The organism is Paenibacillus sp. Soil787 (assembly GCF_001429545.1).
In the GTDB taxonomy this organism is placed as follows: Bacteria; Bacillota; Bacilli; order Paenibacillales; family NBRC-103111; genus Paenibacillus_E.
In genome coordinates this window covers 92,631-105,228 of record NZ_LMSP01000044.1, presented here as the reverse complement: position 1 = coordinate 105,228, position 12,598 = coordinate 92,631, and the positions used below count along the sequence as shown (strand labels likewise).

Genomic DNA, 12,598 nt, shown 5'->3' with positions numbered 1-12,598 from the left:
TCTCCCCTTTCTTAAGATGACCGTTTCACGTTCCATCGAATGACGAGCTTCTCAATCCCTGCGATGAGCCAGAAAAAGAGTAAGCTGAGCGTGACAATCATCAGAATAGCGACAAACTCGCGATCCGCGCGGAACGCCGATTTTTGCAAAATCATATAATAGCCCAGTCCAACGCCTCCACCGAGCCATTCGGCAATCACGGCCCCCATCACACTGTATGTAGCCGATATTTTGAGACCTGTGAAGAGAAATGGCAAAGCATGCGGCAGTTCTAATTTATAAAAGATTTGCCGTCTGCTGGCGCCGATCATCTGCATATAGTTGTACATACTGCGGTCCGTTTGCATGAAGCCGTCCAAGGTGGACATCGTTACAGGAAAGAAACAAACAAGTGAGATTAAGAGAATTTTAGGTAAAATGCCAAAACCAAATAATATGATAAGCAGCGGCCCCAGTGCAATGGTCGGGACATTTTGAGATAAAATAAGTAGCGGGTAAAAGCCAGCTTTTAACGCGGGCACCCGATGTAAGCAGCTAGCAACAATCACGCCGCCTGTTACACCAGCACCAAACCCTATCAACATCAAACGCAGAGTGGCGAATGTATGCATCCATACTCTTGGCATATCCGTAGTGCCGTCTTTCCATATTTTGAGCGGACTAGGAAGCAGCCAGCTTGCTGTACCTCCCCAAGTCACGGCAAGCTGCCATAAAAGCAGCAGAAGGATGACCACAACAATTGGTGGCCACCCCGCTTTGAACCAGCGATGCTGTTTCATTATCTGTATTTCTCCGTCAGCTTGTCCATAGAAGCACCCGACGGGTTGAAGTATATTTTCACCTGCGAAATTACGTTAGGGCTGCCCATCTCAATCATCGCCGCATTCATGTCTTGAATGATAGCCAGAAGTTGATCGAGCTCCCCTTCCATCGTCGTCTCCAGCGGAGATACGAAATACTTCACGCCAGACTTGGCAATGACTTCAATTGCACGGTCTACATAGGGGATGACATCTTCATTGTTTTTCGTTTTCGGAATGATTTGAATACTAACAAGTGCGTTAGCCACTATAAGTGCCTCCTCCAACAAATCGTGTTATTTTGAGCTTTCCGGTAAGAATTTGTTCGTGAATGCAGCGTCTGCATCGATATTTTTCTCGAGCAGCTTATGATCTAGCATCCAGCTCGCATAATTTTCCCATACGGATTTTTTTTGTTCGCCCCAACGAGCAGCATCATCTTGATAACGCGGGCTGAGCCATTTTTGACTGGCAAGCACAAGTTTTTTATCTAGGTCAGGCACCGCTTTGATCAAAATATTAGCAGCATCCTCAGGCTTGCTGATCGCAAATTGATATCCTTTCGATGCAGCGGCCATGAAGGCTTTAACGAGCTCAGGCTTTTCTTTGATCATTTTCTCACTCGTCGCAAGAACCGGTGTATAGTAATCCAGTTTATCCGAATATTTGTTCAAATAAATCATGTTCATCGGCTCGCCGCGCAGCTCGGCATCTACACCTGTCCAAGCATAGTAAATCCATGCGAAATCAATATCCCGTTTCACAGCTGTGAAATAATCGGCATCACCGATGTTCACGATCTTCACTTTGCTCGGATCCGCTTTCTCGGATTGCATAAGCGAGTCGATCATTGCACTTTCTGACGGAGCACCCCAACCGCCATACGTCTTCCCCTCGAAATCCTTAGGCGACTTGATGTTCTTCGCTACCGGCGATGCAAAACCGGATGTGTTATGCTGAATCACCGCAGCAATGGAAACCAACGGTACACCTTGAATTCGTCCTTGTGTAATGCTTTCTTGATAACTGACACCGAACTCCGCAGCCCCCGAAGCAACCATCGCATCGGCTCCGCCTTCGCCAGGAGCAATAATTTCAACATTCAGACCCTCTTTTTCAAAAAAGCCTTGATCCTTTGCGACGTATAACCCCGTATGGTTCGTATTTGGCGTCCAGTCTAGAACGACCTTCACGTTCGTTAACGGCTTGGCCGTTTGTTTTGCCGGCTGTTCAGCCATCTTATTGCCGCATCCAGCCAAGGCTACGGTTAAGCTAACTAGCATAAGTGGTGCAATTTTCTTCCATTTCATTCTTTGTTTCCCCTCTCCACATCTCTATTTAACCACAAGAAAAAGCCCCCGTTATCCGGGAGCGCCATGAGTAGAAAATGATAAACCCATTCGAAACAGAACGAACGTGCATTTATGTAAGTTCTCTACGCTGGCATTACCCAGATCAGATTAACGGTGAGTGACAATGACGGTCACAATCTCAGCCTGACTTCTCAAGCTCCCGTGGGTTCTTATTGGTTTGTTTATACCATACCTCATGATCGTATTTATTGCAAACAAAAATGATAACTACATCCCTGTCTAGTTTTTCACAAGAGTCAATTGCCATGTAACGCCAAAACGATCACCAACCCAACCAAACTTTTCACTAAATGGGTAGGCCGCTAATGGCATGAACACCTTGCCGTCTTGCGCTAACTTCTCATAAACGCGTTCAATTTCCTCTTCACTATCACAAGTGACATACAAAGAAATCGCAGGTGTAAAAGTGAAATCGTGCTTTACATAGCTATCTATGCACATAAAAACCTGTCCATGAAGTGAAAACGTGGCGTGCAGAACACTTCCCTCCGGGCCTACTTCGCCTGGTCCATAGCGTTTTATGGTCAATATCTCGGAATGGTCAAATAAAGAAGTATAGAAATTCATGGCTTCCTCAGCTTGGCCGGAAAACATTAAAAACGTAGTAATTTTTTGATTTGATTTTTCCAAGTACACAGCTCCTTACGGTCAACTAAGTAACCATTCTTTCATCTGTGATCCCATTCGTTTCGCATCCTGATACCCAAGCTCGTGCAGTGCTTCTAGTTTCTTAGGATCCTTTTCCATACGGCCGACTACTACTTTGGACGAAGGTCGTATTATGATCGCACTTCCATCTGCTTCCATTCGTTCAATGGTTTCTAAGGTGCCATTATAAATTTCACTTCGATTGACAAGTACATTTACAAGGCCGTTATAAGCTGGATAAAAGCTTTTAGCTAGCCACCGCTGTTTAAATGGGGTCTTCCGATACCCTTGTTCTTTGGTCAGTACGATGACATGCTTTTTGTTCCCGTCAGCAAGGGACTTCTTCACAGGAATCGGATCCACTAAGCCACCGTCAAACAAGGTCCGGCCTTCATAAAGAATGGGTGTCGCTACAAAAGGCAATGAGCTTGAAGCTTGAACAATCGGCATCGTTTGCTGCATGAGTTGATGCTTCGTATAATAAATGGGTTCGCCTGTATGCGCATCGGTTGTACCAATAGCGAACTGCTGCGGCGAGTTATAGAAGGCATCGTAATCAAATGGTACCAACTTATTTGGCAACTCGTTAAATATGAAATCCATCCCAAAAATGCTTTTATGACGGAATAAATTGCGATAGCTTAAATATCGGTGATCCCTAATATAACCAATTGTTACTTTTTTATTACGCCCGGGTTGTTTGGAAATATACGAAACTGCGTTGCATGCACCAGCGGATACACCAACCACATAAGGAAAATATAAATCTTGTTCCATAAAGTATTCCAAGACTCCTGCGGTGTATACGCCTCGCATACCTCCGCCTTCCAGTACGAGTCCAATTCCTTCCATGGTCACACCTTCTTTCTCTTTCTCTCTGTCTCCAGCCCTTTTCTAGCATACAGGAAATGTCAATTAAAAGAAATGCTCCTCCATCTCCGTAAAAGAGACAAAGAAGCAGATTTCATACCACTTTATTAGACGGATTCAGGAATTACCCCAGATAATCCGCGTTTTTGGCGAATTTTACGGAAGGCGGCGCAGACACCTGTTATCCAAATCCACAAATGTCCTTAACGCTGCTCCTTGTAAAACTCTTTGATGACCAGGAACTCATCCAAATGCTTTATGAAGAGATCTACAATCACTGGATCGAAATGACGTCCACTTTCCGTTTTGAGTAATTCCAAAACACGATCAAGCTCCCAAGCCTTTTTATAAACACGATCACTGCACAGAGCGTCAAAGACATCGGCTAAAGCGGTTATACGACCATAGAGATGAATCTCATCGCCGCGAAGTCCTTGGGGATATCCAGTTCCATCATAACGCTCATGATGCTGCTGCGCGATGATAGCTGCGGCATTCAAGACTTGCTTGTTCGAATGCTTGAGCATTTCATAACCCAGATTAGAATGAGTTTTCATAATATCGAATTCTTCACTCGTGAGCGATCCAGGCTTATTTAAAATGGCATCAGGTATGCCAACCTTACCAACATCATGCATCGGCGAAGCCAAGCGAATGACTTCTGCTTCCTGCTCGGATAATCCATACTTAATGGCCAGTAAACGGGAGTATTCGGCGACTCTTTTCACATGGTGTCCCGTTTCCTTGGATCTCGTTTCCGTAATTTCACCCATCGTATAAATAATTTCTTGCTGAGTGCTTTCCAGTTCTTCATTTAAATAAATATTTTCGAAAGCCACAGAAACATTCGCACAATAAATATCAACTAAATAATGTTCCCACTCGCTGAGTGCTTTGAATCCATTCATATAGATGACATTTTCCATCCCCATCTTACTTTGAAAATAAATCACAAAGCGATCTGATGCGAAGCTGCTTTTTTTGGAATGAAAGGCAAGTTCAATCTCTTCAAGCACATCTGCAGGAACAACATCCCTTGCTCGTTCATCTTGATTGGATGCATAATCCCCGCTCGCTGCCAGGATATAAATATCTTCAACACCTTTGGTAACAGCAAAGCTGCAATGAAGCGCATTTTTATGTAAATTAACGATCGATGTCATTTGTGTTAAAACACCGGAAGCAAATTTCTTCATAGATTGCAGCTCGAATAGCGAAGCAGATGATTTTATAATCTCCTCCAAGCCAGATCTGCTTTTCTCAATTGTTTTAATATCACGATAGGAGCGCAGCGCCGTAACCACTGTGGTGAACAGCTTCTGTGTTGTGAGTTCTGTCTTTTCTTTATAATCATTAATGTCGTAATCCATGATGACCGTGCGTTCAGGTGCTTGGCCTGGTTGACCTGTACGTAAAATAATGCGTATCGCCTGATTATTCAATTCTTCGCGTATGTACTTAACAATTTGCAGCCCCGCATCATCTTGTTCCATGACAACATCCAAAAGGACTAATGAGGCATTCGGTTGTTGTTTTAACATTTGTTTGGCTTCTAAAGCCGAATAAGCACTATGGAATTCCAGCTTCTTTCCATCAAATTCAAAGTCTTGCAGAACCATTTTAGTCACTTGATGGATTTGTTTCTCATCGTCAACAATGAGTACGACCCAAGGGTCTTGTTCGATCGTCACTTCCTTAGGTGAATCGTTCTCTTCTTCCTCAGCGAAAAGAAGCTCATCCTCTTCGAATAACCCATCTTGCATTGTCATTGTAAGGCTTCCTCCTCTTTCGGAATTGTAAGGGTAAATAAACTTCCTTGTCCTAAGGTACTTGAACCTTCAATGGTTCCATTCAACGATTGAGTAACGAGATTATAAACAATATTCATCCCTAACCCGGTTCCGCCTTTGCCGCGGCTCGTCGTGAAGAAAGGATCAAAAATTTGATCTAGCACTTCTGTCGTCATCCCTTTACCGTCATCGGTATAGGCAAGGATAATATAGTCTTGATGATCTTCAACACGTATGGTTAAACTGCCTTCTTCCTCTATCGCATAGGCATGGTTCAAAGAATTCATGACTAAATTCGTAATAATTTGTGATAAAGCACCTGGGTAAGTGTAAAGAATCAGCTCATTATCGCAATAAACATCTACTCGTAGCCTTGTTTTCTTGAGCGTAGGTTTCAAGCTTGAAATGATTCCCTCTAAATACTCCTTCAAATGAAACGAGCGCTTGACTTCAACACTTTGATCAACAGAAATTTGTTTAAAACTGCGCACCAAGGAAGAAGCGCGTTCCAAATTGGTCTGCACCATGGCATTCGTCTCTTGTGTAATGGATAGAAACTGCTCAAGGTCAGACTTTTTCATTTTACCTGTCTCATACAGGCTCTTAAATTCCTTCGTCTTTTGATCTAAATAACTGATTGCTGTTACACCAATCCCGATTGGTGTATTGATTTCGTGTGAAACCCCGGCAACCAGATTACCCAAAGCTCCCATTTTTTCTGATTGGACAAGGTGGTCCTGTGTAACCTGCAGGGTATTTAGCACCTGTTGAAGCTCATGGTAGCGCTCATCCAAATTTTTAACCATGTCATTAAAAGCTTCAGACACCTCAGCAATTTCAGGAGAAGCTTTGAATTGCAGCTTAGGAAGGTCTCCTCCTTGCTTCACAATAAGCGCGGCTTCACGAAGCCGACTTAATGGACGAATAACAATTCTTCGCAAAATAAGCCAAAGCAATGTTGACATAACAATTGCAACACTAAAGCCCACAATCAGAATAAGTTTCGTTCGTTTTGACAGCAGCGCGGCTTCCTCGGAAGAATCAAAAATAACTTCAACCGCACCTACGACATGTCCATCCTCCTGAAGAGGCGCCGTTAGACGGACAACCGGTTTATCCGTATCCGCCATAGGCACACGGTCAACAATGGTTTGATCCTGCTTCGGAACGACTACCCTAGAAAGAGGCATTTGATTACCAACTTCAGAACGATTGGAAGCCGCGAGAACAATGCCCTCTTTATCGTATAACTTCATCTCTAGAACACGCGTATTTTTATATTGAATATAATCAAATATTTGCTGCACATCGGTAACGGAACGAGACTCTTCATAGCGTCCATTGATGGCAATGGTCATGCCGCTTATTTGACTCACATAGGCTTCTCGAATGGATTGATTTAAACTTATAGTATCGAAGATCAACATTGTAGAGAGCATACTCACCGTAACAGCAGTTACGACGAAAACAATTCTTTTCTGTAAGCTCAATCTCTTTTTAAGAAATGGCATGGGATGCTCCTACTTCACTTCAAACGTAATCGTCTTGCTTACATCGTAAGGCGTATGATCGTTATTATGTAAGGAAACTTTTAATTCGTGAGGACCTTTGCTTAAATGTTCATATTTTTTTTCAGTGGTCGTCATGATTTCTTTTTCTGCTTTGTCCAAGGAAACATGAACGTGCCCTTCTCCTTGCTTGCGCTGTTGATCATAATGCTCTTTGGAAAGCTTAAGGTCAGTTGTAATGCGAAGGGTTGCTGCATCCCCATTAACAATGGTACTCGCCTCTAAGGTAGGCGTGAACGAATTTGCCGGTGTTGTATTGGTTTTGGATGAACCACATCCGGAAATACTTAGTGTAACAGCCGCAATTATGCAAAAACCTTTCCATGCTCTCATCGTTTCATCCCCTATTTAGACCCTAATTGTCTAACCATGTCAAAAAAAAGCTATCTTCACTAGCTTAAGAATATTCAAGCGGTTTGTCCACTTTTATTTTGGAAACAATAGCCTTTTTATGCAATTGATTTTGTATTCGAAATTTTCTGACTTTTCATGTCGAAATATCATAAGTACGCTCACATTTTGCGCTTCCCCAGGAAATAATTTCATTTCCCAAACGAAGAATGATTTCCCCAACTTTGGAGCAATGTAGTAAAGTCACTGTTCTATTTAAAAAATCAACTACTATTATCCTTAGGAGGCTCTTCCCTATGACAGACACCCGTGAGTTTTCGCGGCAGGTTCAGCACGCCATTGACGCAGCAGATCATGCGATACTCCAAGCTCAAGACGCTGAGCATCAACTGCAAGTAGCCATTTCACAAGCAAACCCACGCTCTATACAATCTGCAAATGCAGCACTTACAGAGGCTAAACAGCAAGTTCATGAAGCACATGAGCAGCTCCAAGTTTTTAATAACGATGAATATGGGCAGCAGATCGAGCAAACCATGGAACAATTGACGCAAGCCGTACAAGATATCAGGGCCAATCAAGAGAAGTTCCATACCCCGAAGCAAATTCGATAAGGTTATTTTCAAGGCAAAAGGTGATCGAAATTCGATCGCTTTTTCTTTTTATACGAACAATATGTTAAACTACGGAGGAAGGTTTTCAAGTTATTTGGGGAGGCACTACATTTCATGCTCGTTATAGGAATTGCCGGTGGTACCGGTTCAGGAAAAACTACAGTAGCTCGATCCATCATTAACAAGCTAGGGTCCACGAACGTGACATTAATTTCACAAGATAATTATTATCTTCATCATAGTGGTCTTACTTTAGAAGAACGGGAACGTATTAATTATGATCATCCCCGTGCCTTCGAAAACGCCTTGCTTCTCAAGCATTTAAATGAATTGAAAAGCGGCAATGCCGTAGACATTCCTGTATATGATTTCTCGCAGCATGCGCGCTCAGGAGAAACGATTCACATCGAGGTAAAGCCGATTGTGCTGCTTGAAGGCATTCACGTCTTAACAGACGAAGAGCTGCGCAGCGCTTTGAACATAAAAGTGTTCGTTGATACGGACCCGGATGTTCGTATTCTGCGCCGACTATCCCGAGATATTAATGAACGGGGACGTACGCTGCAATCTGTTTTTGATCAATATTTAACGACCGTTAAACCGATGCATGACGCATTTATAGAGCCGTCCAAGAAATATGCTGACATTATTATTCCTGAGGGCGGAGAAAATCAAATCGGAATTTCTATGCTGACTATTTTGACAGAGCGGTATATGACGGATCAAGCAGCAAGCTATGAAATTGGCTAAATGATGGGCAAGTGAAAAAGGTATGGCACTTTGCCAAGCCTTCTTAATATTCAAAGAATATTTAACTATTGAGCCCGAACGAAAACCTCCTCAAGCACAAGCATGAGGAGGTTTTTTGCATATAATTTTCTGCGCTGGGCTAGGGGAAAATTCTTCATGCTTCTCTTTTATCAATACTGATGCAGCATCATATAAGCAAAAAACCAGCTGAGAGGTCCTTTTCAGACGTCTCGTGACACACTAGCTCATTCGAGCCTCCGAGAAAGCCTTTTCTGCTTTCTCAGGACGCAAACCAGCTAACTCCCCTTTCTCTCAGCGGCTGAGAGGTCCTTTTCAGACGTCTCGTGATACACTAGCTCTATTCGAGCCTCCGAGAAAGCCTTTTCTGCTTTCTCAGGACGCAAAACCAGCTAACTCCCCTTCTCTCAGCGGCTGAGAGGTCCTTTTCAGACGTCTCGTGCCACTCTAGCTCCATTCGAGATCCCGAGACAGCATTTTCTGCCTTCTCAAGCCACAAAACTAGCTAACTCGCCTCTCCAAGCAGCTGAGAGATCCTTTTCAGACGTCTCGTGCCACTCTAGCTCTATTCGAGCCTCCGAGAAAGCATATTCTGCTTTCTCAGGACGTAAGCATTTGAAAATTACATTTTCGACCTTTCACTGCGGCTTTAGCACCATCCCCATACTTTAGTGATGAATACATCCGTTTCCGCCGCTACCCAACATTTCATGTTGAAAAGGACACCAAACCTGGTTTTAGGTTTCGTGTCCTTTTTTTTATACAGATTGTCGCCGGAAAGTAAACCCAGATAGGGCAAATAGGACATAGATAATGCTTATCAAGAAAAAAATACTAGCCGTGCTTATGTAGCGTATAGCTAGTCCTCCCATTAAAGGGCCGGCTATACTTCCTAAGCTATACTGGATAGAAGCAAGTACATTCGCAGTAGGCACTAAATGTCTAGGCAGTATGTCTGCCGCATAGGCCAAACCAAGTGAGAAAAACGAGCCTACCATGCCCCCGGCTACGCCTAAACAGAGTCCAATCAACCAAAGATTCGAGCCTGCAAAAGGAATACATAGAAATGCGATGGAGCCAACGAGGCCGCTCACTATAAGGATACTTCTCCGCCCTACACGATCACTCCAAATCCCTAGCGGCAGCTGCATGATGAGCCCCCCTACCCCCATGATGGGCAGCAGAACACCAATATTAGATTCCGAGAGCCCTGCACGCAGTCCATAAATCGGAAAGTTGCTGTTCATCGAGGCTTCCATATAGCCATAGAGTAAGGAGGTAATGAGCGGAAACCAAGCAATTGCCAACACCTTTGAAGCACGCTTGTGCACCGCCTCCACTTTATCCAGTTGTTCTGGCTTTTCATTGGACAGCTGAATCAAAAGCATCAAAACGATTAAAAAGAAAGAGCTGGTCGTCAGAAAGGGAACCCAACTGCCAGCTTTGAGCAAGGTAATTCCTATAGGTCCTAAGCTAAAACCAACGCCATAAGCCATGCCATATAAAGAGATATTTCGTCCTCTACGTTCTTTAGGGCTTGATGTAACAATCCATAACTGCGTCGCATAATGCAGGGCGCTATCCCCTATCCCCACAAGCAAACGAAGCACAAACCAGAAACCAATCTGCTGCCATAACGGGAACAAACAAGTTGCCAAGATCACTAGACCCATCCCGACCATGATGACTGGTTTATATCCGTATCTTCGCACGGGCCTTTCTATGAAGAACACTGTAGAGAAAATACCAATATAAAGCGCTGCAGCATTCAGACCATTGGCTTGCGTTGAGACACCCGAACGGTCCAGAAGGATTGTTAGCAGCGGCAGGAGCATACCTTGACTCATCCCTGCTACGATAACGACCATAATTAATATGATTAATTTGTTGTTCGATATCCGTTGTTTAAGAGCCATTTCCAAAATCTACAGCTTCCCATCTTTCCGCGTAATCATTCAGCTTACCATGGAGAGGAACATGGAATTGGTTGATGATGACGAGTCTTACTTTTTTTATCCATTCCTTGAAGGAAGGATACGTAACGAATAGATTCGCATAGCGATCACTCATGCATACGAAATGGGGTCCAGGCGTTTTATCCGTCAAAAATTTCAAAGATGTATCGATCGGTGTGTATTTCTTACGCTTTCCTTCCCACTTATCCAAGTCCAATTGAAGGGTGGTTTCCACTTGTTCCAGGAGGCTTTCCAAATGCTTCACACGGGCATAATAGGGCAGTTGACTAGATATGTCCATTCTCCGAAGCGTTTCCTCATGCTGGGGATAAAAGACAGCTCGAACGAACTTTCTTTCCTCCGCCCATCTGGTAAAAGCGTGTACTTCAGTCTCCGTCCAGTCCTCAAATGTTTCAAATAATAAGACTGTTCCTTTATGAGTCTCCGCTGGTGGTTCGTACCCGAATGGTACTTTGATCTGATCTCTTGCCATTGCGTCCTCCTCTAGTTGTAATTGCTATTGTTAGCTGTCTTGCTTTGTTATATATTGTAGCATACCCTACTAAGTTCCACGAAATCATCGTCATTATTAGCTTAAGAACGCGTGTTGCGATATAATTTGTAAGTACCTATATTCAATTAAGGGAGACCTACAGAATGAGAGATCCAAGATTACAAACTTTTGCCCAAAATATAATCCGTTATTCCGTTAGTCTTAAACCTGGTGAGAACATTCTGATTGAAATGATTGGAGTCAAAGACCCCGAACTTGCCAAATGTTTCATTGAAGAAGTACATGCCGTAGGTGGTAAACCTTTCATCGAGCTGCGTGATCCAGCAATACTGAGAAGCTTACAGATGACCGGAACACAAGAGCTATTTACCCAATGGTCCGAATTTGAGCTTGCGCGGATGAAGCAGATGGATGCTTATGTAGCAGTCCGTAGCGGTGATAATATTACCGAATCCTCCGATGTGCCTGATGATCAAATGAAGCTCTATTTGAAATACTTCCAGCGCCCTCTATTCGACGAACGAATTAACAATACGAAATGGTGTGTCATGCGTTATCCGAACCCATCTATGGCTCAGCTTGCAGGCAAAAGCACCGAGGCTTTCGAAGATTTCTACTTCAATGTATGTAATCTCGATTACAGCAAGATGGCTGCCGCTATGGAATCGCTTGTCGAGCTGATGAACCGCACAGACCGCGTTCGCCTTGTTGCCAAAGGAACCGATGTTAGCTTCTCCATCAAAAATATTGGCGCCGTCCCTTGCTCTGGTCTGAGAAATATCCCTGATGGTGAAGTATACACTGCGCCTGTGAAGGACTCCGTTAATGGTGTAATCAGTTATAACACACCTACGATATATTCCGGCACTTCTTTTGAAAACATCGTATTACGGTTCGAAAATGGCCGAATTATTGAAGCTACAAGCAATGATACTAAGAAATTGAATGATATCTTGAACACGGATGACGGAGCTCGATATATCGGCGAATTCGCAATTGGTGTGAATCCGTACATCCAACATCCAATGAAAGATATTTTATTCGATGAGAAGATTGATGGCAGCATTCACTTCACTCCTGGTCAAGCTTATGAGACAGCGGATAATACGAACCGGTCCTCCGTTCACTGGGATATGGTACTTATCCAACGTCCCGAATATGGTGGCGGCGAAATCTACTTTGACGATGTTCTTATTCGCAAAGACGGACGCTTCGTCATCCCTGAACTGGAAAAACTCAACCCAGAAAACTTAATGTAGTTAAACTAAAAAAGCAGCTATCGCTTCCGACTACTCTTCGGTAAGCCTTGGCTGCTTTTTTCATGAGATTCGCAGGAAATAATAAAGT

At 43.5% G+C, this 12,598-nt stretch carries 13 protein-coding genes and 1 riboswitch; of the genes, 3 read left to right on the top strand and 10 right to left on the bottom strand.

What is annotated here, in order from left to right; genetic code table 11:
- Positions 1 to 11: 11 nt before the first annotated feature.
- The 8 genes from ASG93_RS26695 to ASG93_RS26660 form a co-directional block, all read right to left on the bottom strand.
- Positions 12 to 779, bottom strand: a complete 768-nt coding sequence (locus ASG93_RS26695; protein ID WP_056836953.1) for an ABC transporter permease — start codon at positions 777 to 779, stop codon at positions 12 to 14.
- Positions 779 to 1,069: an MTH1187 family thiamine-binding protein gene (locus tag ASG93_RS26690; RefSeq protein ID WP_029194191.1), complete on the bottom strand. Its 291-nt coding sequence runs from the start codon at positions 1,067 to 1,069 to the stop codon at positions 779 to 781. Before ASG93_RS26690 ends, ASG93_RS26695 begins: the two co-directional genes overlap by 1 nt.
- 27 nt (positions 1,070 to 1,096) lie before the next feature.
- On the bottom strand, positions 1,097 to 2,110 hold the full coding sequence (locus tag ASG93_RS26685) for an ABC transporter substrate-binding protein (protein WP_056836951.1): 1,014 nt from the start codon (positions 2,108 to 2,110) through the stop codon (positions 1,097 to 1,099).
- A 105-nt stretch (positions 2,111 to 2,215) separates the two neighbouring features.
- Positions 2,216 to 2,326, bottom strand: a riboswitch (TPP riboswitch).
- A gap of 66 nt (positions 2,327 to 2,392) precedes the next feature.
- A complete protein-coding gene (locus ASG93_RS26680; RefSeq protein ID WP_082615116.1) occupies positions 2,393 to 2,803 on the bottom strand; it encodes a VOC family protein in 411 nt (136 codons plus the stop codon).
- 18 nt (positions 2,804 to 2,821) lie between these two features.
- Positions 2,822 to 3,673 (bottom strand): patatin family protein, encoded by an 852-nt coding sequence (locus tag ASG93_RS26675; protein WP_056836949.1) that lies wholly within the window; start codon positions 3,671 to 3,673, stop codon positions 2,822 to 2,824.
- Between the two features lie 221 nt (positions 3,674 to 3,894).
- The gene (locus tag ASG93_RS26670) at positions 3,895 to 5,460 is read right to left on the bottom strand and encodes a DUF3369 domain-containing protein (protein ID WP_200984533.1); all 1,566 of its coding nucleotides are present in this window, start codon (positions 5,458 to 5,460) and stop codon (positions 3,895 to 3,897) included.
- Entirely contained in the window at positions 5,457 to 6,992 is a 1,536-nt protein-coding gene (locus ASG93_RS26665) for a sensor histidine kinase (RefSeq protein WP_056836948.1), read from the bottom strand. Before ASG93_RS26665 ends, ASG93_RS26670 begins: the two co-directional genes overlap by 4 nt.
- Before the next feature lie 9 nt (positions 6,993 to 7,001).
- Positions 7,002 to 7,382 (bottom strand): hypothetical protein, encoded by a 381-nt coding sequence (locus ASG93_RS26660; RefSeq protein ID WP_056836946.1) that lies wholly within the window; start codon positions 7,380 to 7,382, stop codon positions 7,002 to 7,004.
- Positions 7,383 to 7,696: 314 nt separating this feature from the next.
- Between ASG93_RS26660 and ASG93_RS26655 the strand changes: the two genes are divergently transcribed.
- Both ASG93_RS26655 and udk read left to right on the top strand, forming a co-directional pair.
- On the top strand, positions 7,697 to 8,014 hold the full coding sequence (locus tag ASG93_RS26655; RefSeq protein WP_056836943.1) for a hypothetical protein: 318 nt from the start codon (positions 7,697 to 7,699) through the stop codon (positions 8,012 to 8,014).
- A 114-nt stretch (positions 8,015 to 8,128) separates the two neighbouring features.
- On the top strand, positions 8,129 to 8,764 hold the full coding sequence (gene udk / locus ASG93_RS26650) for a uridine kinase (RefSeq protein ID WP_056836941.1): 636 nt from the start codon (positions 8,129 to 8,131) through the stop codon (positions 8,762 to 8,764).
- 776 nt (positions 8,765 to 9,540) lie between these two features.
- On the opposite strand, the gene ASG93_RS26645 is transcribed toward udk, so the two are convergent.
- Positions 9,541 to 10,698, bottom strand: coding sequence for an MFS transporter (locus ASG93_RS26645; protein WP_056837664.1), 1,158 nt, complete (start codon positions 10,696 to 10,698; stop codon positions 9,541 to 9,543).
- Positions 10,688 to 11,230, bottom strand: a complete 543-nt coding sequence (locus tag ASG93_RS26640) for a hypothetical protein (protein ID WP_056836939.1) — start codon at positions 11,228 to 11,230, stop codon at positions 10,688 to 10,690. The genes ASG93_RS26645 and ASG93_RS26640 overlap by 11 nt, the downstream gene beginning before the upstream one ends.
- 164 nt (positions 11,231 to 11,394) lie before the next feature.
- On the opposite strand from ASG93_RS26640, the gene ASG93_RS26635 reads away from it, so the two are divergent.
- Positions 11,395 to 12,510, top strand: coding sequence for an aminopeptidase (locus ASG93_RS26635; RefSeq protein ID WP_056836937.1), 1,116 nt, complete (start codon positions 11,395 to 11,397; stop codon positions 12,508 to 12,510).
- Positions 12,511 to 12,598 lie beyond the last annotated feature (88 nt).

Excerpts from the sequence above, each read along its gene's own strand:
- ASG93_RS26695 (WP_056836953.1), bottom strand. The coding sequence starts at position 779 with ATGAAACAGCATCGCTGGTTCAAAGCGGGGTGGCCACCAATTGTTGTG.
- ASG93_RS26685 (WP_056836951.1), bottom strand. The coding sequence starts at position 2,110 with ATGAAATGGAAGAAAATTGCACCACTTATGCTAGTTAGCTTAACCGTA.
- ASG93_RS26675 (WP_056836949.1), bottom strand. The coding sequence starts at position 3,673 with ATGGAAGGAATTGGACTCGTACTGGAAGGCGGAGGTATGCGAGGCGTA.
- ASG93_RS26670 (WP_200984533.1), bottom strand. The coding sequence starts at position 5,460 with ATGACAATGCAAGATGGGTTATTCGAAGAGGATGAGCTTCTTTTCGCT.
- ASG93_RS26665 (WP_056836948.1), bottom strand. The coding sequence starts at position 6,992 with ATGCCATTTCTTAAAAAGAGATTGAGCTTACAGAAAAGAATTGTTTTC.
- ASG93_RS26660 (WP_056836946.1), bottom strand. The coding sequence starts at position 7,382 with ATGAGAGCATGGAAAGGTTTTTGCATAATTGCGGCTGTTACACTAAGT.
- ASG93_RS26655 (WP_056836943.1), top strand. The coding sequence starts at position 7,697 with ATGACAGACACCCGTGAGTTTTCGCGGCAGGTTCAGCACGCCATTGAC.
- udk (WP_056836941.1), top strand. The coding sequence starts at position 8,129 with ATGCTCGTTATAGGAATTGCCGGTGGTACCGGTTCAGGAAAAACTACA.
- ASG93_RS26645 (WP_056837664.1), bottom strand. The coding sequence starts at position 10,698 with ATGGCTCTTAAACAACGGATATCGAACAACAAATTAATCATATTAATT.
- ASG93_RS26640 (WP_056836939.1), bottom strand. The coding sequence starts at position 11,230 with ATGGCAAGAGATCAGATCAAAGTACCATTCGGGTACGAACCACCAGCG.
- ASG93_RS26635 (WP_056836937.1), top strand. The coding sequence starts at position 11,395 with ATGAGAGATCCAAGATTACAAACTTTTGCCCAAAATATAATCCGTTAT.